Origin of the sequence: Pseudomonas sp. B21-032 (genome assembly GCF_024748965.1) — a bacterium.
Classification (GTDB): Bacteria; Pseudomonadota; Gammaproteobacteria; order Pseudomonadales; family Pseudomonadaceae; genus Aquipseudomonas.
Map to the genome: position 1 here is coordinate 4679238 of NZ_CP087180.1, position 22385 is coordinate 4701622.

The following is a 22385-nucleotide window of genomic DNA, read 5'->3' on the forward strand; positions in this document are numbered from 1 at the left end:
CCTATCCGGAGCCATCATGACTGCCGCCCGCCTGCTCGTTCCCCTGGGCCTTGCCCTGCTAGCTGCCTGCGCACAAAAACCTGTGCACAACGTCGAACTGGACAACCAGGCCGACTGCCCGCTGCAACTGCAAAACGGCCAGAACCTCACCCTGACCCTGCCGAGCAACCCCAGCACCGGCTATCGCTGGCTGGTGCAGAACCCGGCCGCAGGCATCCTGCGTAGCCTCGGCCCCGAGGTCTACAGCCACCCGGAAGATGCCGGCATCGTCGGTAGCGCCGGGCAATCGGTGTGGCGTTTCCAGGCCCAGGGCGCCGGTGAAGGCCATCTGCTGTTGGTCTACCAGCAACCCTGGGCCCCGGAAGTGCGCCCGGTGCAGACCTTCGACTGCGCAATCACGGTCAAGTAGGCCGCGCTGGTCAGCGGGCCATGCATCCTGACGCCAGTTTGGCTAAAATGCCGGCCTTTTACCGCCCAACGCCTGGATTGCCCCCGTGAGCAAAGAACCCGACCGCCTTTTCGCCCAGCCCCTTGGCCAGGTGCCCGACTTCGCCTTCAACGAAGACGTGGTGCGGGTGTTCCCGGACATGATCAAGCGTTCGGTGCCCGGTTACCCGACCATTGTCGAGAACCTCGGCGTGCTCGCCGCCCAGTTTGCCCAGCCCAGCACGGCCCTGTATGACCTGGGCAGCTCGCTCGGCGCGGTGACCCAGGCGCTGCGCCGGCATGTGCGTAGCGATGGTTGCCGGGTGATTGCCATCGACAACTCGGCGGCCATGGTCGAGCGCTGCCGGCAGTACCTCAATGCCCAGGACTCGATGTTCCAGGAGCTGTTGCCGGTCGAGGTGATCGAAGGTGACATCCTTGCCCTTGAGTTCCAGCCGGCCTCGGTGGTGGCGATGAACTTCACCCTGCAGTTCATCGCCCCCGAACAACGCCTGGAGCTGCTCACACGTATTCGCCAGGCGCTGCTGCCGGGCGGTGCGCTGATTCTCTCGGAGAAGTTGCGCTTCGAAGACGCTGATGAACACGCGCTGCTCACCGACCTGCACGTGGCTTTCAAGCGCGCCAATGGCTACAGCGAACTGGAAATTGCCCAGAAGCGCAGCGCCATCGAGAACGTGATGAAGCCCGACAGCCTCGAAGAACACCGCCAGCGCCTGCTGGCGGCGGGTTTCTCCAAGGTTGTGCCCTGGTTCCAATGCCTTAACTTTGCCTCGTTGATTGCCCTGCCATGATTGATCTGTCCCCCCTGGTCCGCCGCTTGGCGGGCACCCCCCTGGCGCAATGGGCGCAAGGCCTGCAAGCGCAACTCGACGCCAAGATGGCAAAAGGTCATGGCGACCTGGAACGCTGGCAAGCGGCGCTGGATGCCTTGCCAGTGCTGGAACCCACGCGCATCGATCTGCAAAACGGCCTCAACCTCGATTGCGACTGCGACGACGACACCCGCGCGCGCATGCAGCAGGCGCTGATGGGCCTGTCGCCGTGGCGCAAGGGGCCGTTCGACCTGTTCGGCGTGCACGTCGACACCGAATGGCGCTCGGACTGGAAGTGGTCGCGCGTCGCCCCGCACCTGGACCTCAAGGGCAAGCGGGTGCTGGATGTCGGTTGCGGTAATGGTTACTACCAGTGGCGCATGCTCGGCGCCGGAGCCGACAGCGTCATCGGCGTCGACCCCAACTGGCTGTTCTTCTGCCAGTTCCAGGCGGTGCAGCGCTACCTGCCGCAGCTGCCGGCCTGGCACCTGCCGTTCGCCCTGGAGGACCTGCCGGCCAACCTCGAAGGCTTCGACACAGTGTTCTCCATGGGCGTGTTCTACCATCGCCGCTCGCCCATCGAGCACCTGCTGGCGCTCAAGGACTGCCTGGTCAAGGGCGGTGAACTGGTGCTGGAAACCCTGGTGATCGAAGGTGACGAAAACCAGGTGCTGGTGCCGGAAGACCGCTACGCGCAAATGCGCAACGTCTGGTTCCTGCCGTCGGTACCGGCCCTGGAGCGCTGGTTGCGCCGCGCCGGTTTCAGCGATGTGCGCTGCGTCGATGTCAGCACCACCAGCATCGAAGAACAACGCAGCACCGAGTGGATGCGCTACCAGTCGCTCAGCGACTTCCTCGACCCCGACGACCACAGCCGCACCATCGAAGGCCTGCCAGCGCCGCGCCGCGCCGTACTGGTGGCGCGCAAGTAAAACAGGCGCCCGTAACGGGCGCCGAAGATTCACCTTTTCCAAAGGAGCTGGGGAGCTTCCAAGGTGAACGGAGCTACTCTTTGGCGACCTGCTTCTGTTTGCTCTCACGTTCGGACTCGGCCACGGCCTGGTCCTTCTTGCCGTGAATCTGCTCCTGGCTGAGGCGGAAGTTTTCCCAGAACTGCCTGGAACGCTCCGCCCCGCCTTCGGCCAGTGCCGCGCTACTGCCCAGGGCCAATACGGCCATCAGCACATACTTGTTCAGGCTCATGTTGCTCACCTCGTGATTGAATTTCAGGACAGTTCAATCTTACGGGGGGCAAGCTAACGCCAAGGTGAGGCGGACATTACAGTGCTGCAAGATTCGCCTTACAGCACGCTCAGCGGATACTCGACAATCAGGCGCACCTCATCGAGGTCCGATTCGAATGCCGTGGCCCGGGTCGTGGCCTGGCGCACGCGCAGCGACAGGTCCTTGAGGCTGCCGGACTGCACCACATACTTCGCCTCGATATCGCGCTCCCAGCGCTTCTGCCCGGTCAGCGGGTTGCCCTCGGCATCGCGGCGCATGTACACGCCGTTGGCATCGGAGTAATCAATGCCGCTGCCGCGCCCGTAGCGGCTCATGAACGACAGGCCCGGCACGCCATAAGCGGCCATGTCGAGGTCGTAACGGAGCATCCACGAGCGCTCTTTCGGCGAGTTGAAGTCGCTGTACTGGATCGAGTTGTCGAGGTAGATCGAGTCGGACTGGCGCAGGTAGTCAAAATCGTTGTCACCCTGGTTGCGCTGGTGCGACAAGGCCAGGGTGTGGGCGCCGTAGCTGACACCGACGCGGGCGCTCCAGATGTCGTTGTCGAACGTGCCGAGCAGTTGCTGGCCCTCATCCTTGGCCTTGTAGTAGTTGAAGCTGGTGAAGCCGGTGAGGTCGCGGGTGATCGGGTACTTGTAGCTGACTCCGGCGTAGTACTGGTCCCAGGCGTCCTTCAGGCGGCTGCTGTAGAGGCTCAGGCTGAGGTTGTCGGTGGCCTGGTAATCGCCGCCGAAATAGCCCAGCCAGGGCGAATCCACGGGGCCGGCGTAGAAAGTCACGAAGCCGTCGCGGTTGTTGCTCGACAGCGGCTGGCTCATGGCATGCAAGCGCCCGCCCTGCACTTTCAGGCCGGCCAGGCTGGTGTTCTCCAGGGTCCAGCCGGTGAAGCTTTCCGGCAACAGCCGCGAGTCGCCGAAATGCACCACCGGAGTGGTCGGGAACACGTCGCCGAACTTGAGCTCGGTGTCGAACAAGCGCGCCTTGATCGCGCCACCGAGCTTGCTGAAGTTGCTGGCGGTATCGCCATTGCGGTCCACCGGCAGCATGTCGAACGAACTGCGCCCGCCGCTGCGGCCATCGCCGCTGTCGAGCTTGAGGGCGAGCATGGCGTGGGCATCCAGGCCAAAACCGACCGTGCCCTCGGTGTAACCTGACTCGAAGCGGGCGATAAAGGCCTGGGCCCAGGCCTCGGCGTAACCGGCCTTGCCGGTAGGCGATTGCTCACCGTTACGGTAGTCGCGATTGAAATAGAAGTTACGGCTGAGCACCGTCAGGCTGCTGTCTTCGACAAAGCCCCCGCCTGCGGGCTGGCTGACGGCATTGGCGGTCGCACAACTGGCCAGGGCCAGGGCGCCGGTAAAACAGGCTGTGGATTTGTTCCCCATCTTCAACTCCTGATTATTGGCAGAGATACCCAAGGCGCCCGCAATGCGGGCGCCTTGGGTATCCTGACAAGGGCTGAATAACCCGAAGATGAGCGGCGAATTACAGTTTCGTCACCTCGGATGCGACCTCCTGCTCTTCATCCTTGCGGTGCGCCCAGTAATACAACGCCGGCAGTACCAGCAGGGTCAGCGCCGTCGACGAGAGAATGCCGCCGATCACCACAGTGGCCAGCGGTCGCTGCACTTCAGCACCGGTGCCGGTGGCCAGGGCCATGGGGATAAAGCCCAGGGATGCCACCAAGGCAGTCATCAGCACCGGGCGCAAACGCGTCAGTGCGCCTTCGTCGATCGCCTGGTGCAGCGAACGACCTTGCTCGCGCAGGCCGCGGATAAAGGCAATCATCACCAGGCCGTTGAGCACCGCGACCCCAGACAGGGCAATAAAGCCCACGCCCGCCGAGATCGACAGGGGGATATCCCGCAGCCACAGGGCAACCACCCCGCCGGTCAGGGCGAATGGAATGCCGGTGAACACCAGCAGCCCGTCCTTGAGGTTGTTGAACATCATGAACAACAGACCGAACACCAGCAGCAACGCCACTGGCACCACTACCTGCAGGCGCTGAGCAGCAGACTGCAACTGCTCGAACTGACCGCCCCAGCGGGTCCAGTAACCGGCCGGAATGCTCACCTGGCTGTCGATGCGCGCCGCCGCCTCGTCGACGAACGAGCCGATATCGCGACCGCGCACGTTGGCGCTGACCACCACCAGGCGCTTGCCATCTTCACGGCTGACCTGGTTGGGGCCCTGCACCAGCTCAAGGCTGGCGACATCGCCAAGGGTGATAAAGCCGATCTGGCCGCCACTGCCACTGCTGGCCGGCACCGGTATCAGCAACTGCGAAAGGCCGTCGATATCGGTACGCAGGGTGTCGGACAAGCGCACCACCATGTCGAAACGCCGATCGCCTTCATACAAGGTCCCGGCCTGGCGGCCGCCGACGGCCACGGCGATGGTGTCCTGCACATCGCCGACGTTGAGCCCATAGCGCGCGGCTTTGTCGCGGTCAACGTCGATGGTCAGCACCGGCAGCCCCGAGGTCTGCTCGACCTTCACTTCCGAGGCGCCCGGCACCGCCTGCAAGGTACTGGCGATCTTCGCCGCAGTGCTGTTGAGCACCGCCATGTCGTCGCCAAACACCTTCACCGCGACATCACTGCGCACCCCGGAAATCAGCTCGTTGAAGCGCAACTGGATCGGCTGCGACAACTCATAGTTGCTGCCCGGCACCCGCGCGCTGGCACGCTGGATATCGGCGATCAGTTGCTCGCGGCTCTTGCCCGGATCGGGCCATTGCGCTTGTGGCTTGAGCATCACGTAACTGTCGGAAATGTTCGGCGGCATCGGGTCCGAGGCGATTTCAGCGGTACCGGTGCGGGCGAACACCCGCTCTACCTCCGGCACCTGGCTGAGCACGCTTTGCTCCAGGCGCTGCTGCAACTGCACCGACTGGCTCAGGCTGGTGCCGGGCACGCGCAGGGCCTGCAGGGCAAAGTCGCCCTCGCTCAGGCTCGGCACGAACTCGCTGCCCATGCGGCTGGCCAGCACACCCGAAAGCAGCACGGTAATCGCGGCGAGGGAGAACGCCAGCGGGCGATGGCTCATGACCCATTTGAGCAGCGGCGCATAGCCACGCTTGGCGCTGCGCATCAGCAGGTTTTCGTCTTCCTTGACCTTGCCGGTGACGAACAGGGCAATGGCCGCCGGCACGAAGGTCACCGACAGCAGCATGGCGCCGAGCAAGGCGATGACCACGGTGAAGGCCATCGGGTGGAACATCTTGCCCTCGACCCCGCTCAGGGCAAAGATCGGCAGGTACACCACCATGATGATCAGCTGGCCGAAAATCAGCGGCCGGCGCGCTTCGCGGGCGGCATTGAAGACTTCGTGCAGGCGTTCGGAACGGGTCAGCAGGCGGCCGTGATGCTGCTGGGCATGGGCCAGGCGCCTGATCGCGTTTTCAACGATCACCACGGCGCCATCGACGATGATGCCGAAGTCCAGCGCGCCCAGGCTCATCAGGTTGGCACTGACCTTGTTGCTGAACATGCCGGTGAAGGTGAACAGCATCGACAACGGGATGACCATGGCGGTGATCAGCGCCGCACGGATGTTACCGAGGAACAGGAATAGAATGACGATGACCAGGATCGCGCCTTCGATGAGGTTCTTCTTCACCGTGGCAATGGCCTTGTCGACCAGGTTGGTGCGGTCGTAGACGGTGATCGCGCTCACCCCTGGCGGCAACGAGCGGTTGATCTCCACCAGCTTTTGCGCCACCGCCTGGGACACTGTACGGCTGTTCTCGCCGATCAGCATGAATACCGTGCCGAGTACCACTTCGCGGCCGTTCTCGGTTGCCGCGCCGCTGCGCAGCTCACGGCCGATACCGACTTCGGCGACGTTGCGCACGCGGATCGGCGTGCCGTCGACGTTGGCCAGGACGATATTGGCAATGTCATCGAGACCGGCCAGTTGCCCCGGCGCGCGGATCAGCAACTGCTCGCCGCGGCGCTCGATATAGCCGGCGCCGACGTTGGCGTTGTTGCGTTCAAGGGCGGTGAGCAGGTCGCCCAGGGTCAGCTTGTAGGACGCCAGCCGTTTGGGGTCTGGGGCAATCTGGTATTCCTTGGCGAAACCGCCGATGGTGTTGATCTCCGCCACCCCGCGCACGTTGCGCAGTTGCGGCTTGATGATCCAGTCCTGGATCTCGCGCAGGTCGGTCGGCGTGTACGGGCTGCCATCGGTCTTGCGCGCATCGTCAGCGGCTTCGACGGTCCACAGGAAGATCTCGCCAAGGCCGGTGGAGATCGGCCCCATGGCCGCTTCAACGCCTTCGGGCAATTGTTCACGCGCCTGCTGCAGGCGCTCGTTGACCAGTTGCCGGGCAAAGAACAGGTCGGTGCCTTCCTCGAAAATCACCGTCACCTGCGACAGACCCGAACGCGACAGCGAACGGGTCTGTTCCAGCCCCGGCAAGCCGGCCATGGCGGTTTCGATGGCGAAGGTAATGCGTTGCTCGGTTTCCAGCGGCGAAAAGCCCGCGGCCTGGGTGTTGATCTGCACCTGGACGTTGGTGATGTCCGGCACGGCGTCGATCGGCAGCTTCTGGTAGCTGGCAACCCCAAGCCCAGCCATCAGCAGCACCGCCAGCAGCACCATCAGGCGCTGTTCGATGGCAAATTGTATGAGGCGTTCGAACATGTGAGCTTCCCGGTCAGTGGGCGTGTTCGGCGCTGGCCTTGCCCAGCTCCGACTTGAGGATGAAGCTGCCCTGCGCCGCTACTTGCTGGCCGGCTTGCAGGCCCTTGCGAATCTCGACGAAACCGTTGGCACTGGCGCCCGGCTCAACCGCCTGGGCGATAAAGCCTTCGGCAGTGCGCACGAACACCGTGGGCTTTTCTTCCAGGGTCTGCAGGGCTTGGTCCGGTACGCTGAGGGCGGCGGCATACTGCTCGGTGGGCACCTGCACTGCGACAAACAAGCCGGGGCGCCAGGCCCCTTGCGGATTGTCGAGGGTGACGCGCACGGCGGCGGTACGGGTCTGTTCACCGAGCAGGCTGCCGACATGAGTAACCGTGCCACTCACCTGCTGGCCCAGCTCGCTGGCAACGATGGTCACCGGCATGCCGGCGCGCACCTTGGGCAGGTCACGGGGCGCCACGCCGAAAGTCGCCCAGACCCGCGACAGGTCCGAAAGGGTGAAGGCGGCGCTGGTTTCGTTGACCACCTCGCCCGGCACCAAGTGCTTCTCGACGATTTGCCCGGCAAAGGGTGCGCGCAACTCGTAGCGGTTGCCGCCGGCCAGCACCACACTGCCGCTCAGGGCGCTGATCTTCTGCCGGGCATTGGCCTGGGCGATTTCTGCCTCTTGCAGGGCCTGGCGCGCCTGCTGGTAATCCTGCTCGGCGGAAATCCCCTCTTGCCACAGGTCCTTCTCGCGCTGGTAGCTGCTGCGCGCCAGTTCCAGGCGGCGCTGGCTGGCGGCAAGTTCACTGCGCTGCTCGGAGATCTGCGGGCTGGCGATCACCGCCAACAGATCGCCAGCCTTGACCTGCTGGCCGAGCACCACGGCGACCGACTCGACCACCCCGGCTGCGCGCGGCACCAGGTGCGCGGTGCGGTCTTCGTCGAAACGGATCTCGCCGGGCAGTGCCAGGCTGCGCTGCAGTTGGCGCGGGGCAACGGCGGCCAGCTCGATACCGGCGAGATCTATCTGCTCCTGGCTTAGGGTCAGCGCGCCCTCCTCTTCATGACCTTCTTCGGCTTGTTCCGCTTGGCCATGTTCTTCTTCCTCATGATCGCCTTCGGCATGGGCGTGGGCGGCGGCAGGGGCGGCGGCAACCGGGCCGCCCTGGCGCGCCAGCAGCACGCCCAGGCCCAGGCCGAGCAGCAGGGCCGCGACCAGCAGCGTGATGGACTTGTTGTTCATGCAGGTTCCTCAGCAAAGTGTCGGGTGATGGTCGCGATCAGCGACTGGCGAGGCTCAGGTCGCCAAAGATCCGTTCCAGGCGCACCCGTGCCTCGCTGCTCTGGGCCTGGGCCTGCAGGTATTGCAGGCGCGCAGCCACCAGGGTGCGTTGGGCGTCGAGCACATCGAGGAAGGCAAACTTGCCGCGTTCGAAGCCGCGGGTGGCGGCATCCAGCGCCTGCTGCGCCGAAGGCAGGATCGAGCGGTCGAAGGTCTGCACCTCGCTGGCCGCCGTGCTCCACTGCGCCAGGGCCTGGACCACTTCGCTGCGCAGGCGCAGTTCGGCGCCATTGCGCTGGTCACGGGCCTGGTCGGCGCGCCGGGCAGCGGCCAGCACATTGCCCTGATTGCGGTCGAACAAAGGAATCGGCACCGACAAGCCGACCACATTGATGCGCTCGCGGTCGGTTTCGCTGTACTGGCTGCCGACGCTGACCGTCAGGTCGGGAATACGCTGGCTGCGGGCCAGGCCCAGGGCGGCTTCGCGCTGGTCGATCTGCAGGCGGGCCAGACGCAAGTCGGCCGTCTGCTCCAGGCGATCGAGCAGTAGTGTGCGGCTGGGGATGTCGTTGTTCGCCTGCAGGCCGCCGTCAACGCGGCTGAACTGCACCCTGGCAGCGCCAGTGACGGCGGCCAGTTGCTGGTAGGCAACGGTCAGCGCCTGCTCGGCGCGGCCCTGCTCCAGGCGCACTTCTGACAGTTGCACCTGGGCGCGGGTAGCCTCGACCGGCGAGGCGCTGCCGGCCCTGACCCGGCCTTGCACCACTTGCAGCGCACGCTCGCTCAGGCGCAACGACTGCTCGGCCAGTTGCAAGCCTTCCTGGGCTTGGGCAGCGGCCTGGAAGGCAGCAATAACCTCGGCCCGCAGCACGTTGCGCTGGCGTTCCAGTTCCAGCGCCGCCAGTTCGGCATCGCGGCCGGCAACGTCCAGGCGTGCACCTCGTTTGCCGCCCAGCTCGAACAGCTGGCTGACGCCAACGGTGGTGGTCTGCGAGCCTTTGCGGGTGTCTTCCACTTCCCAGCTCAGTTGCGGGTTGGGCAGTACACCGGCCTGGCGCCGCTCGCCTTCGGCAATGTCGATGCCCCAACGCGCCGCAGCCAGCTCGGGGTTGTTGTCACGGGCCATCTGCAGCGCCGATTCCAGCGTTAATACGGGCTCCTGCGCCAGGGCCAGCGACGGCAAGGCCAGCAACAACAGGGCCAGCAATAGTCGGCCAGGGCCTGTGCCTGGCCGCTCCAGGGTGCAAAACATGGCGGACTCCTGCGCCGTGATCGGAGCCCGCACTCTAGTAATCGGGGTTTATCGCCAGGATGACTCAAGTATTACAAATCTGTAATCCAGGCAAACCGCAGGCGCGGATGGCTTAGTATCCGCCGCTCAATGCACTCCAGCGCTTGACCTTACAGTTACTACAGGGTTGAGAATCAGCGCCTTTCACTGCCAACGAGTCATCCCATGCGTCTACTGATTGTCGAGGACGAACTGCGCACCGCCGAATACCTGCAACAGGGCCTGCGCGAAAACGGCTACATCGTCGATTGCGCCCACACTGGCGCCGACGGCCTGCACCTGGCGCGCCAGCAGGCCTATGACCTGGTGATTCTCGACGTCAACCTGCCCGAGCTCGATGGCTGGACCGTGCTGCAGCGCCTGCGCGCCGAGTCCAGCACACGGATCATGATGCTCACCGCCCACGGCCGCCTGGCCGATCGGGTCAAGGGCCTGGACCTGGGCGCCGACGATTACCTGCTCAAGCCCTTCGAGTTCCCCGAACTGCTGGCGCGCATCCGCAGCCTGTTGCGGCGCAACGACCAGGCCCTGCAACCGAATACCCTCAAGGTCGCCGACCTGGAACTGGACCCCAGCCGCCACCGCGCCTACCGCAGCGGCCAGCGCATCGACCTGACCGCCAAGGAGTTCGCCCTGCTGCACCTGCTGATGCGCCAGAGCGGCGAGGTACTGTCGCGCACACAGATCATTTCGCTGGTCTGGGACATGAATTTCGATTGCGACACCAACGTGGTGGAAGTGTCGATCCGCCGCCTGCGGGCGAAAATCGACGATCCTTTCGACAACAAGTTGATCCACACCCTGCGCGGCGTCGGCTACGTACTTGAGGCCCGCGAATGAAACCTGCGCGCCTGTCGCTGCGCCTGGGCCTGAGCGTCAGCCTGATGGGCGCGGCGCTGGTGCTGCTGCTCGCATGCCTTGCGGTATTTGCCCTCGACCATGAGCTGGACAGCCGTGCACGCAAGCACCTGGCCAACAAGATGGCGCAGATCGAACACAGCCTGACCATCGACCTGAAAGCCGCCGACCTGGGCACGCCGGTGCATCCGTTGCTGGATGTGGTCATGGGCCACGACAACCTGAGCCTGAGCGTCATTGCCCTGACCGGCCGTCACTCAGCCCTGCTCACTCTAGGCCCGGCCCTGGAAGCCAACGCCTTGCTGCAGATTGAAAGCGGCCCGCACCTGGCTTTCAGCCCCTGGCGCGACCAGGACGGCGAACACCTGCTCACCGCCTCGCGGCTGATGCGCCTGCAGGACGGCACCCTGGTGCGGGTGCTGCTGACGGTCAATCGTGCCGACGACCATGCCCTGCTCCAGGCCTACCTGGGCTCGACCCTATGGGCTTTGCCGCTGCTGCTGGTGCTGATCGGCCTGGGCGCCTGGAAGCTGGTCCAGCGCGGGCTGCTGCCATTGCGCCGTTTTCGCCGGGTGGCCGAACAGGTCTCGGCGCAAACCCTCAGCCACCGCCTGCCAGAAACCGGCCTGCCGCAAGAACTGGGCGACCTGGCCGGTGGTATCAACATCATGCTCGACCGCCTGGACGACGGCGTGCAGCGGTTGTCGCAGTTTTCCGACGACCTTGCCCATGAACTGCGCACGCCCATCGGCAACCTGATGGGCAAGGCCCAGGTCACCCTGACCCGCGAGCGCTCCAACGAGCAATACCGTGAAGCGCTGGAAAACAGCATCGAAGAGCTGACCCGGCTGAACCGCATCATCAACGACATGCTGTTCCTCGCCCAGGTCAGCCAGCCGCAGGCGCAGGTGCCGCTCAAGCCGGTGGTGCTGGCCGACGAGGTGCAGCGGGTTTGCGAGCTGTTCGAATGCAACGCCGAGCAAAAAGGTATTGCCCTGCGCGTACAGGGCTGGGGCACGGTGATGGGGGATCGCTTGATGGTGCAGCGGGCGCTGTCGAATCTGCTCAGCAATGCGATTCGCCATGGCGATGAGGGCCAGCCGATCAACATCGCGATTGAACGCCGGGACGGCTCGGTGTGGGTATCAGTGGAAAATCGCGGTCCCGGTATTGCCGCGATGCATTTGCCGCACCTGTTCGAGCGCTTTTACCGCGTGGGCTCGGGGCGCTCGCGCCTGGAAGGCGGTACCGGGCTGGGGCTGGCAATCGTGCGCTCGATCATGCAGGTGCATGGCGGGCGGGTTGAGGTGCAGAGCGAGCTGCAGGGGGTGACGCGGTTTAGCCTGGTGTTTGTGGATACTGCCGAATAGGAGGGCCGCAGCAAACCCTGTGGGAGCTGGCTTGCCTGCTCCCACAGGGTTAGCGTCGAATCTGTCAGTGCCGGCTGGCCGCCAGAATCAGCGCCTTCATCTGCGCCACCGCCGACTTGAAGCCAACGAACAGCGCATGGGCCACCAGCGCATGGCCGATGTTCAGTTCGTTGATGCCCTTGATCGCCGCCACCGCTTCAACGTTGTGGTAATGCAGGCCGTGACCGGCATTGACGATCAGGCCCTGGCCGAGCCCAAAGGCTACGCCATCGGCCACGCGCTTGAGCTCTTCAGCCACTTCGCTCGGGGTTTGCGCATCGGCATAACGGCCGGTGTGCAGCTCGATGGCCGGCGCACCGACACGGCGCGAGGCTTCGATCTGGCGCTCGTCAGCATCGATGAACAAGGACACTTCCGCGCCCAGACGCGACAGGCGCTCAACCGCAGCCTTGATCCGTGCTTCCTGGCCGGCGACGTCCAGGCCGCCTTCGGTGGTCAGCTCCTGACGGGTTTCCGGAACCAGGCAGATGTGCGCCGGGCGAATGCGCTCGGCAAACACTATCATTTCTTCGGTGACGCCCATTTCGAAGTTCATGCGCGTCTGCAACACATCCTTGAGCAGCAGCACGTCACGCTCCTGGATGTGCCGGCGGTCTTCGCGCAAGTGCACGGTAATGCCATCGGCACCGGCCTCTTCAGCGTCCAGCGCGGCTTTGACCGGGTCCGGGTAGCGGGTACCACGCGCCTGGCGCAGGGTCGCCACGTGGTCGATGTTCACGCCGAGCAGCATGCGGTTGCTTTGAGTCACGAAGAGGCTCTCCTGAAGATTGAGCCCCACAGCATACGACGTTGTTCAGCGCTTGCGAAACAGTTCGCGACTGACCAGCGGCCGACCGCCCAGGTGTACGGCCAGGGCCTGGCGCATCAGGCGCTTGGCGGCGCCCAGAGCACCGGGGATTTCCCAGGCGGCTTCAGCCATGGCCAATAGCTCGGCACCGTTGAACAGCCCCGGCTGCAACAGGTAGACGCGCTCGAGCCCGGCATCGACCTGCAAGCGGTACAGGCCATCGACCACCAGCGGATCGCCGTTGACGTCATGATCGAGAGCGAAGGCATAACCCAGTTCGTCCAGCAGGCGCCACTCGAACGCCCTCAGCAGCGGCTCCAGCGGGCGACCGGCGGCCAGCGCCTGCAAGGTCGCCGCATAGTGCTCGAATACCACCGGATGCGGGTCTTCAGCCGGCAGCAGGCGAATCAGCAGCTCGTTGAGGTACAGCCCGCTGAACAGCGCATCGCCGTGCAGCCAGGCAGCGACACCGACGCTGTCCAGACGGCCGACGTTCTTCAGCTCGCCGCGGCCGCGAAACTCGACTTCAAGCGGGACGAACGGCCGCACCTGGCTGCCGCCTTTGCCACGGGCACGGCGCATGACCGCGCGCAGGCGTCCTTGCGGGGTGAGGAAATCCACCAGCGCGCTGGTTTCACGGTAGGCCCGGCTGTGCAGCACGTAGGCCGGTTGGCCAACTGGCAGTTCCATGAGCGGCGCTTCAGAAAAGGTTCGACCCGGCAGCGGACGCTACCGGGCCTGGAGCGATCAGAGGTCGCCGTAGCCCAGCGAGCGCAGGGCGCGCTCGTCGTCGGACCAGCCACCCTTGACCTTGACCCAGAGGTTGAGCATGACCTTGGCGTCGAACAGCACTTCCATGTCCTTGCGCGCCTCGGAGCCGATGCGTTTGATCCGCTCGCCCTTGTCGCCAATGATGATCTTCTTCTGGCCGTCACGCTCGACCAGGATCAGCGCATGGATGTGCAGGATCTTGCCCTGCTGCTTGAACTCTTCGATCTCGACGGTGATCTGGTACGGCAGCTCGGCGCCGAGTTGGCGCATGATCTTCTCGCGCACCAGTTCCGCGGCCAGGAAGCGGCTGCTGCGGTCGGTGATCTGGTCTTCCGGGAAGAAGTGCTCGTTTTCCGGCAGGTGTTTGGCGATCAGCCCTTCCAGTGCTTCGAGGTTGTGCCCCTGCTGGGCCGAGATCGGCACGATTTCGGCGTTCGGCAGTTGCTCCTGCAGCCATTGCAGGTGCGGGATCAGGTCGGCTTTCTCTTCGATCCGGTCGGTCTTGTTGATCGCCAGGATCACCGGGCCCTGCACGTACTGCACGCGCTCGAGCACCAATTGGTCTTCGTCGGTCCATTTGGTGCGGTCAACCACGAAGATCACCACGTCGACGTCCTTGAGGGCGGCCGAAGCGGTCTTGTTCATGTAACGGTTGAGCGCCTTTTCGTTGCTCTTGTGCATGCCCGGGGTATCGACGTAGATCGCCTGCACATCACCTTCGGTCTTGATCCCGAGCATGTTGTGGCGGGTGGTCTGCGGCTTGCGCGAGGTGATTGCGAGCTTTTGCCCGAGGATGTGGTTGAGCAGGGTCGACTTGCCGACGTTCGGGCGGCCGACAATGGCGACATAGCCGCAGCGGGTAGTGTTGGTATCAGTCATTGCCATTCTCCACGCCCAGGGCGATCAGTGCTGCGGCGGCCGCGACTTGCTCGGCGATACGCCGGCTGACGCCTTGCCCTCGGCTTTTTTCAGTCAAAAGGGTCACTTCGCATTCGACGAAAAACGTCCGGCAATGGGGTTCACCTTGAATATCCACCACTTCGTAGCGCGGCAGTTCGCAGGCCCGCGACTGCAGGAATTCCTGCAGACGGGTTTTCGGGTCCTTGTTGGTATCGACCAGGGTCAGGCTTTCGAATTCACCCGCCAGCCATGCCAGTACCCGCTCGCGAGCGGTCTGCATGTCCGAATCCAGGTAGATGGCGCCAATCAGCGCCTCCAGGGCATCGGCCAGGATCGACTCGCGGCGAAAACCGCCGCTTTTCAGCTCGCCCGAACCCAGGCGCAGGTATTCGCCCAGGTCAAAGCCCCGGGCCAGTACCGCCAGGGTCTCGCCCTTGACCAGCCGCGCACGCAGGCGCGACAGCTGGCCTTCGCGGGCCTGGGGGAAGCGCTCGAACAGTGCTTCACCGGCGACGAAGTTGAGGATCGCATCGCCGAGGAACTCGAGGCGTTCGTTGTTGCGCCCGGCAAAACTGCGGTGCGTCAGGGCCAGCAGCATCAGCTCCTGGTTCTTGAAGGTGTAGCCGAGCTGGCGCTCGAGGCGACTCAAGGAAACGCTCACAGTGTACCCACGCGCAGTTCGTGGCCGAAATTCAGCCCGCACGCCTGGGCGCGGGGCTCACACTTTGCAACTCGGTACGCCGCCATCGGGGCTACCGTCGGATTTAACGCATTGTTCAAATCAACATCCTGAAAGACTGTTTGGCTCATGCTCGCTGGCCGGGGTGATCGGTTGCATCCAGGCTTCCCTGAACACAGCCTATGCCAGAAACGCATTCGGCGCTGTCCCAGGACAGCGCCGTTGTGGTGTTACTTGATCAGGCCGACCCGCGACAGGTTCGGGAAGTGGCTCAGTTTAGGCTCTGGCCAGCTCATCCAGACCGCGAAGGCCTTGCCGACGATGTTCTGGTCCGGGACCATGCCGTGCAGTTCCTTGGGAATGTTGGGATCATCCCAGTAACGGCTGTCGTTGGAGTTGTCGCGGTTGTCGCCCATCATGAAGTAATGGCCGGCCGGGACTGTCCATTGCTGGTCAGGCGGCATGCGGTAGCGGCTCATTTCCTTGCGGATCAGGTGCTCGGCTTCACCGAGCTTTTCCTTGTACAGCTCGGCGCTGCCCAGGGTACCCGGCTCGGTGCCGACCAGCTGCTCGGCGATCGCCTGACCGTTGACGAACAGCTTCTTGTCGCTGGTGTAGCGAATCTGATCGCCCGGCAGGCCAACCACACGCTTGATGTAGTTGACGTTCGGGTCGCTCGGGTAGCGGAACACCATGACATCGCCGCGCTGCGGATCACCCACCTCGATGACCTTCTTGTCGATCACCGGCAGGCGGATCCCGTAGGAGAACTTGTTCACCAGGATGAAGTCGCCCACTTCCAGGGTCGGCTTCATCGACCCCGAAGGGATCTGGAACGGCTCGATCAGGAACGAGCGCAGCACCAGGACAATGAACAGCACCGGAAAGAACGATTTACCGTACTCGACCAGCAACGGTTCCTTGTTCAGGCGCTCGACCACTGCCATTTCTGGCTGGCTGACGCTGCCCTGATAGTTGGCGATCGCCGAACGCCGGCGCGGGGCCAGGAACAGCAGGTCGACCAGGGCCAACAGACCGCAGACGGCGACGGCGATGACAAGCAACAGCGGGAAATTTAGCGACATAGGACCTAACTATCCAACCTGAGCACGGCGAGGAAGGCTTCTTGTGGGATTTCCACGTTACCGACCTGTTTCATGCGTTTCTTACCGGCCTTCTGCTTCTCCAACAGCTTGCGCTTACGGCTAACGTCACCACCGTAGCATTTGGCCAGTACGTTCTTTCTGAGCGCCTTGACAGTCGTACGCGCAACAATCTGCCCGCCAATGGCGGCCTGGATTGCCACATCGAACATCTGCCGAGGAATCAGTTCCTTCATCTTCTCGGTCAATGCGCGGCCCTTGTAGTGCGCATTGTCGCGGTGCACGATCAGCGCCAGGGCGTCGACCTTGTCACCGTTGATCAGTACATCGAGCTTGACCAGGTTAGCCGACTGGTAGCGGTCGAAATGATAGTCCAGCGAGGCGTAGCCGCGGCTGGTGGACTTCAGGCGGTCGAAGAAGTCCAGTACCACTTCGTTCATCGGCAGGTCGTAGCGTACTTGCACCTGCGAGCCGAGGAACTGCATGTCGCGCTGTACGCCACGCTTCTCGATGCACAGGGTAATGACGTTGCCCAGGTGCTCCTGCGGCACCAGGATGGTGGCCGATACGATCGGCTCACGGAAGTCTTCGACCGAGGACACGTCCGGCAGCTTCGACGGGTTGTCGACGTAGATGGTTTCGCCGGTCTTGAGCTTGACCTCGAAGATTACGCTCGGCGCGGTGGTGATCAGGTCCAGGTCGTACTCGCGCTCCAGGCGCTCCTGAATGATCTCCATGTGCAACATGCCGAGGAAGCCGCAACGGAAGCCGAAGCCCAGGGCGTCGGAGCTTTCCGGCAGGTACTGCAGCGACGAGTCGTTCAGGGTCAGTTTCTGCAATGCATCACGAAAATCTTCGAAATCATCGGAACTGACCGGGAACAGACCGGCATACACCTGCGGTTGAATGCGTTTGAAGCCTGGCAGCACCTCGACCTCGGGGGTCGTGCTCAGGGTCAGGGTGTCACCCACCGGCGCGCCGTGAATGTCCTTGATGCTGGCGATGATGAAGCCTACTTCGCCGGCCTTGAGATCGGCGGTCTGGGTGTGCTTGGGGGTGAACACACCGACGCTGTCGACCAAGTGGACCTTGCCGGTGGACTTGACCAGGATCTTGTCGCCCTTCTTCACCCGGCCGTGACGGACACGCACCAGGGAGACAACGCCCAGGTAGTTGTCGAACCAGGAGTCGATGATCAGCGCCTGCAGCGGCGCCTCGATGTCACCGGTAGGCGCCGGGATGGTGTGCACCAGGCGCTCGAGCACCTCGTCGACGCCCATGCCGCTCTTGGCGCTGCAGGCCACGGCGTCGGTGGCGTCGATACCGATGATCTTCTCGATCTCGTCCTTGACCTTGTCCGGGTCGGCCTGGGGCAGGTCCATCTTGTTCAGTACCGGCATGACCTCAAGGCCCTGCTCGATGGCGGTGTAGCAGTTGGCGACCGACTGGGCCTCTACGCCCTGGCCGGCGTCGACCACCAGCAAGGCACCTTCACAGGCCGCCAGCGAGCGGCTGACTTCGTAGGTGAAGTCAACGTGGCCGGGGGTGTCGATGAAGTTCAGCTGATAGGTTTTGCCGTCCTGCGCCTTGTAGTGCAGGGTGACGCTGTGGGCTTTGATGGTGATACCGCGTTCACGCTCCAGGTCCATGGAATCGAGTACCTGGGCCTCCATTTCACGCGCAGTCAGGCCACCGCACATCTGAATGAAGCGGTCGGCCAGGGTCGACTTGCCATGGTCAATGTGGGCGATGATGGAGAAATTGCGGATATGACTCAAATCACTCACGGGTCAACACTCAAAAAGGCTGCGGGCCGGACGCCCACCGAAAAATAGCCGGGAATTGTACCTGAAGCTTGACGTTGGCGTCACGTGAACTGTGGGTACCGCGATTGTGGGAAATCGGTGCATGCCCCGGGAAACCTGCGCGGCGCCCAGAAAAAAGGGCAGCCGAGGCTGCCCTTTTCTGCTCAAGCCGGCTTATTCAGCCAGTTTGAAGGTAATGAAGCTGGCGCGGCCCTGACGCAGGACGCGCATCGACACCGAACGGTTCTTCGGCAGCTCTTTGGCGATTTCGGTGAACTGCTTGGCCGAAAGGATCGCCTGGTTGTTCAGATGACTGATGACGTCGCCCGGACGCAGGCCGATCAGCGCTGCCGGACCGTCCTGGACTTCCTTGATGACCACGCCGCCCTTGAGCTCGAGGGACTTCTTCTGCTCGGCGGTCAGGTCGGCCACCGACACACCCAGGCGGTTGCTGCTGCGCTCGACGCCGCCATTGGCGTTGGTGGTGATGTCGGCATCTTCATCCGGCAGTGCGCCGATGGTGATGTCCAGCGACTGGCGTTTGCCATTGCGGATGATGTCGAGCTTGGCCTTGGTGCCATCCTTGAGGCCACCGACCAGGTGCGGCAGGTCGGCAGACATGACGATCGGCTGACCGTTCATGCTCAGGATCACGTCACCGACCTGCAGGCCACCCTTGGCGGCCGGGCCATCTTCCAGGACCTGGGCGACCAGGGCACCGGCCGGCTTGTCGAGACCGAAGGACTCAGCCAGGTCCTTGTTGACCTCCTGAATCACCACGCCCAGCCAGCCGCGGCTGACCTTGCCGTCTTTCTTCAGCTGATTGGAAACATCCAGCGCGACATCGATCGGGATGGCGAACGACAGGCCCATGAAGCCACCGGAACGGGTGAAGATCTGCGAGTTGATACCCACCACTTCGCCGTTCATGTTGAACAGCGGGCCACCAGAGTTACCCGGGTTGATCGCCACGTCGGTCTGGATGAACGGCACGTAGGTGTCGTTGGGCAGGGTGCGGCCCTTGGCACTGACGATACCTTTGGTCACCGAATGGTCGAAGCCGAACGGCGAACCGATGGCCAGCACCCACTCACCGACCTTGAGCTTCTCGGAGTCACCCAGCTTGACGGTTGGCAGGTCCTTGCCTTCGACCTTGAGCAGGGCCACGTCGGTGCGCGGGTCGGTGCCGACCAGCTTGGCCTGCAGCTCGCTGCGGTCCGACAGGCGGACGATGATCTCATCGGCGTCGGCGACCACATGGTTGTTGGTCAGCACGTAACCGTCGCTGGAGATGATGAAGCCCGAACCCAGCGATTGCGCTTCACGCTGGCGGTCGCCGCGCGGCGAACGCGGCGTCTGCGGCATGTTGCGCTCGAAGAATTCGCGGAACATCGGCGGCAGGCCTTCAAGATCAGGCATCTGCCCGGCGGCGTACTTGCGGTCCGGCAGTTTCTGCTTGGTACTGATGTTCACCACCGCAGGCGAGGCCTGCTCGACCAGGGTGGTGAAGTCCGGCAGGGCTTCGGCCTGGGCGGTGAGCACCTGACCGAGCATGAACACGGCGGCGACCATCGATAGGTAGGTTTTCAAGCGTGGTATTGACATACGGCTCCCGTCACAACGAGCGTGGTTAGCAGTAGGGACCTGCAGAAGCAGGAAAGGCCAGCCCCCGAAAGGACTGACCTATAGAAAAATTCTGGAGTTTTTGCAAACTGCAAAGCTTGCCAATCATGTCAGCCAAGCAATCCTCGACCTGTCAGCCTCATTGCCTGCGCCTCATTTTTAGCCTGGGCATCCTGGGCGCGCATGGACAGCGCAATGCGTTCGGCGGTGCCGATAGGAATCTCGCCCACCACCGTCACCATCATTTCGCCCTGGGGCGTGGTCAGCCGTCGCGAGACGGCGACCGTCGGGCCCAGCTGCGTGCGGATATCGGCGGCCGAGCCTTTGTCGAGGGCTTCGACGAACACCGAAAAGCGCGCCAGGCCGTCGTCGTACATCAGGCTGCTAACGGCATTTTTGCTTTGCGGGTCCTTGCGCACGGAGCTGGTGATCAGCTCGAATCCAGGTGGCAACCAGTCCGATCGCCAGCCGGTGACAGGTTGTGCAGCCTGCGCGGTCAGTTGGGCAACCGGCTTGCAGATGCCACTGGCCTTGAGCTGTTCATCGCTTGGTGCGACGGCGGTATTCAGGCGAGTGAACTGGAAACGCTCAAGCAATCGCCCACCGTCGTCGAGCATCAACGACTTGAGCGGCAGCCCGGTGTCTTTATCCAGGTGCAGCTCGAAGGCATAGCGGTGTTGATCACGCGGGGTAAGGGTGACGATGACCGCTTCACGGTCGGCCACCCTGGATTTGCCGGCGACCCCGAGGTCGTACCAGCTCATCAGTTTCAGAGGATCAAGCACTCGCGCCGCAGACTCCGGCGTGTTGGCCACTCCCGGTACCAGGGCCCCGCTTACGCACTGGGTCTGCCCGTCGACACGCACGACTTCCTGGGCCGAGCCATCGAGCTGCAACAGCCGCTCGCTGACTTTGCCGCTCTGGACGCGATGCCAGATGTCGTGGGTGGAGAAGCTACCGTTACGCTCGTAAACGAAAGTACCCTGATAACTCTGCTGTTGCTCGGCCTGTGCCAGACGCTTGAGCCAGTCACCTGCCTGCGCAGAGGAGTTGGCGGCAAGGGCCGGTAGCGTCAACCAGCCACCCAGCAGCAGCGGTATGAGAGGTAGCGCGCGCATGATCCTCCTTACTTAGCGATTTTCCAGGCTGGCTGCACGTGCATACGGCAGAGCGCTCTCGGTACCCTTGAGGGCTGCTTCCTGAGCATGCTGACGCAGGTAGCCAGGCAGACGCTGGTCGTGCCAGCCGGTTTGCCCCTGCAGCACGCCATTGGCCATCGGGCCTGGCTGTTCTGCACTTTCACTATAGCCTGCCAATACGGCCGGGCCTTGTGCTTGTGGCAAGCTCAGGCCTTGCTGCGCCGGTTGTTGGGCAGCCAGCTGGGCACCGCTGATTTCGTCCTGGTTGTACAGGCGTACACCGGCCAGTACCGCGACAGTCACCGAAGCGGCAACGGCCAGGCGGCCCAGGCTGCGCCAGGGTCCACGGGAGACCTTGGCCGGAGCGGCTTCATCGGCCAGGGCTGCGGATACGGCCGAGGCGATATCCAGCTGTGGCAGTACCAGCTCTTTGTGCATGGCTGCACGGGCTACCTGGTAACGCGACCAGGTGGCACGGGTTTCGGGATCATCGACGGCATTCAACACCCGACGTAATTCCAGTTCGTCCGCTTCGTTATCCATCACCGCGGACAGCGATTCCTGCAAAGCTTCACGACTCATGGCGGTTCCTCTCTTGGCTGTCGCCGCTGTCTCAGGTTTCCTGCAACAACGGCTGCAGGGCTTTGTCTATGGCCTCCCGAGCGCGGAAGATTCGAGAGCGCACGGTACCCACCGGACACTGCATGACGCTCGCAATGTCCTCGTAACTCAGACCATCGAATTCACGTAAAGTTAACGCCGTACGCAAATCTTCTGGCAGTTGCTGGATGGTCCGATGGACGGTGCCTTCGATCTCATCTCGCAACAACGCGCGCTCGGGGGACTCCAGATCCTTGAGGCCATGATCGCCGTCGTAAAATTCCGCATCCTCGGAACTTACATCGCTGTCTGGTGGCCGCCGACCGCGGGACACCAGATAGTTTTTTGCCGTGTTGATGGCAATGCGGTACAGCCAGGTATAAAAGGCGCTGTCCCCGCGAAAATTACCAAGCGCCCGGTAAGCCTTGATGAAAGCTTCCTGCGCCACATCCTGGGCTTCATGGGTGTCGTGGACAAAACGCACGATCAACCCGAGAATCTTGTGCTGATACTTCAGCACCAACAGATCGAACGCTCGCCTGTCGCCACGCTGCACGCGCTCGACAAGCTGCTGATCCTCTTCCTGGGTTAGCATGAACACTCCTCAGTGAACTCGAAGGAGCGTTGCACCTGCCATCGTTCAGGCTTGCAACCATAGACTCGGGCTTTGCGCAAAAGTTCTCCCCTCCAAGCAAGTTTCCTGCGGCCCTTGGTCGGCTCGCACGAAAAACGCAGCGCGGTCACGGCCGGCTGCGTCGATAATCGGGTCTCGAATACGCAAACAGTGCCTTCAAGGGGCGCCTGCCATGCGTCGCCGCGGCATTGTGGCGTGCGGGCATCCTTCTATGGATATCCGTACATCACGGAAAGTTCCCACAAAAGGCTCCCTAGACTGCACAAGCGCCATTGGAAATCAGGGCCTTGGGGCTGCTATAAAGGCAGCCGGTCCAGATTCACGATAGTTTCACAATGCCATAA

20 protein-coding genes are annotated in these 22385 nt (G+C 63.2%); 5 read left to right on the forward strand and 15 right to left on the reverse strand.

All coding sequences use genetic code 11. The features are described 5' to 3' along the window. The first annotated feature begins 16 nt into the window (after window positions 1-16). From LOY54_RS21550 to cmoB, 3 genes are all read left to right on the forward strand, one after another. A complete protein-coding gene (locus LOY54_RS21550; RefSeq protein WP_045197660.1) occupies window positions 17-409 on the forward strand; it encodes a protease inhibitor I42 family protein in 393 nt (130 codons plus the stop codon). A gap of 85 nt (window positions 410-494) precedes the next feature. Beyond that, window positions 495-1238 carry a carboxy-S-adenosyl-L-methionine synthase CmoA gene (cmoA, locus tag LOY54_RS21555; protein WP_045197658.1) on the forward strand — a complete coding sequence of 248 codons (744 nt, stop codon included), beginning with the start codon at window positions 495-497 and terminating at the stop codon, window positions 1236-1238. Next, the gene (cmoB, locus tag LOY54_RS21560) at window positions 1235-2191 is read left to right on the forward strand and encodes a tRNA 5-methoxyuridine(34)/uridine 5-oxyacetic acid(34) synthase CmoB (protein ID WP_093380066.1); all 957 of its coding nucleotides are present in this window, start codon (window positions 1235-1237) and stop codon (window positions 2189-2191) included. Before cmoA ends, cmoB begins: the two co-directional genes overlap by 4 nt. A gap of 73 nt (window positions 2192-2264) precedes the next feature. On the opposite strand, the gene LOY54_RS21565 is transcribed toward cmoB, so the two are convergent. The 5 genes from LOY54_RS21565 to LOY54_RS21585 all read right to left on the reverse strand — a co-directional run bounded on the left by LOY54_RS21565 (window position 2265) and on the right by LOY54_RS21585 (window position 9673). Continuing rightward, window positions 2265-2462: a hypothetical protein gene (locus LOY54_RS21565; RefSeq protein ID WP_045197655.1), complete on the reverse strand. Its 198-nt coding sequence runs from the start codon at window positions 2460-2462 to the stop codon at window positions 2265-2267. A gap of 98 nt (window positions 2463-2560) precedes the next feature. Then, window positions 2561-3889: an OprD family porin gene (locus LOY54_RS21570; protein ID WP_093380064.1), complete on the reverse strand. Its 1329-nt coding sequence runs from the start codon at window positions 3887-3889 to the stop codon at window positions 2561-2563. Between the two features lie 100 nt (window positions 3890-3989). Then, window positions 3990-7154 carry a CusA/CzcA family heavy metal efflux RND transporter gene (locus tag LOY54_RS21575; RefSeq protein WP_258607862.1) on the reverse strand — a complete coding sequence of 1055 codons (3165 nt, stop codon included), beginning with the start codon at window positions 7152-7154 and terminating at the stop codon, window positions 3990-3992. 13 nt (window positions 7155-7167) lie between these two features. Beyond that, window positions 7168-8382: an efflux RND transporter periplasmic adaptor subunit gene (locus tag LOY54_RS21580; RefSeq protein WP_045197651.1), complete on the reverse strand. Its 1215-nt coding sequence runs from the start codon at window positions 8380-8382 to the stop codon at window positions 7168-7170. Window positions 8383-8419: 37 nt separating this feature from the next. Continuing rightward, window positions 8420-9673, reverse strand: a complete 1254-nt coding sequence (locus LOY54_RS21585; protein ID WP_258607864.1) for a TolC family protein — start codon at window positions 9671-9673, stop codon at window positions 8420-8422. A gap of 204 nt (window positions 9674-9877) precedes the next feature. Here LOY54_RS21585 and LOY54_RS21590 point away from each other — a divergent pair, with 204 nt between their 5' ends. Continuing rightward, window positions 9878-10552, forward strand: a complete 675-nt coding sequence (locus LOY54_RS21590; RefSeq protein ID WP_045197646.1) for a heavy metal response regulator transcription factor — start codon at window positions 9878-9880, stop codon at window positions 10550-10552. Further along, entirely contained in the window at window positions 10549-11940 is a 1392-nt protein-coding gene (locus LOY54_RS21595) for a heavy metal sensor histidine kinase (RefSeq protein WP_258607866.1), read from the forward strand. Before LOY54_RS21590 ends, LOY54_RS21595 begins: the two co-directional genes overlap by 4 nt. A gap of 64 nt (window positions 11941-12004) precedes the next feature. Here the strand turns inward: LOY54_RS21595 and pdxJ are convergent, their stop codons facing one another. The 10 genes from pdxJ to rpoE all read right to left on the reverse strand — a co-directional run bounded on the left by pdxJ (window position 12005) and on the right by rpoE (window position 22002). Further along, window positions 12005-12730: a pyridoxine 5'-phosphate synthase gene (gene pdxJ / locus LOY54_RS21600; protein ID WP_408980602.1), complete on the reverse strand. Its 726-nt coding sequence runs from the start codon at window positions 12728-12730 to the stop codon at window positions 12005-12007. Window positions 12731-12793: 63 nt separating this feature from the next. Beyond that, a complete protein-coding gene (recO, locus tag LOY54_RS21605) occupies window positions 12794-13477 on the reverse strand; it encodes a DNA repair protein RecO (RefSeq protein ID WP_195884894.1) in 684 nt (227 codons plus the stop codon). A 57-nt stretch (window positions 13478-13534) separates the two neighbouring features. Then, complete coding sequence (era, locus tag LOY54_RS21610; RefSeq protein WP_045197636.1) at window positions 13535-14437, reverse strand: GTPase Era; 903 nt, start codon at window positions 14435-14437, stop codon at window positions 13535-13537. Beyond that, window positions 14430-15119 (reverse strand): ribonuclease III, encoded by a 690-nt coding sequence (gene rnc / locus LOY54_RS21615; protein ID WP_010220977.1) that lies wholly within the window; start codon window positions 15117-15119, stop codon window positions 14430-14432. Before rnc ends, era begins: the two co-directional genes overlap by 8 nt. 248 nt (window positions 15120-15367) lie before the next feature. Then, window positions 15368-16222 (reverse strand): signal peptidase I, encoded by an 855-nt coding sequence (gene lepB / locus LOY54_RS21620; protein ID WP_045197633.1) that lies wholly within the window; start codon window positions 16220-16222, stop codon window positions 15368-15370. A 5-nt stretch (window positions 16223-16227) separates the two neighbouring features. Beyond that, entirely contained in the window at window positions 16228-18027 is a 1800-nt protein-coding gene (lepA, locus tag LOY54_RS21625; protein ID WP_045197631.1) for a translation elongation factor 4, read from the reverse strand. 192 nt (window positions 18028-18219) lie between these two features. Next, the gene (locus LOY54_RS21630; RefSeq protein ID WP_258610742.1) at window positions 18220-19617 is read right to left on the reverse strand and encodes a DegQ family serine endoprotease; all 1398 of its coding nucleotides are present in this window, start codon (window positions 19615-19617) and stop codon (window positions 18220-18222) included. A gap of 161 nt (window positions 19618-19778) precedes the next feature. Further along, the gene (locus LOY54_RS21635) at window positions 19779-20786 is read right to left on the reverse strand and encodes a MucB/RseB C-terminal domain-containing protein (protein ID WP_258607871.1); all 1008 of its coding nucleotides are present in this window, start codon (window positions 20784-20786) and stop codon (window positions 19779-19781) included. A 12-nt stretch (window positions 20787-20798) separates the two neighbouring features. Continuing rightward, a complete protein-coding gene (locus LOY54_RS21640) occupies window positions 20799-21389 on the reverse strand; it encodes an RseA family anti-sigma factor (RefSeq protein ID WP_038999040.1) in 591 nt (196 codons plus the stop codon). 31 nt (window positions 21390-21420) lie between these two features. Beyond that, window positions 21421-22002 carry an RNA polymerase sigma factor RpoE gene (gene rpoE, locus LOY54_RS21645; protein WP_010220971.1) on the reverse strand — a complete coding sequence of 194 codons (582 nt, stop codon included), beginning with the start codon at window positions 22000-22002 and terminating at the stop codon, window positions 21421-21423. Window positions 22003-22385 lie beyond the last annotated feature (383 nt).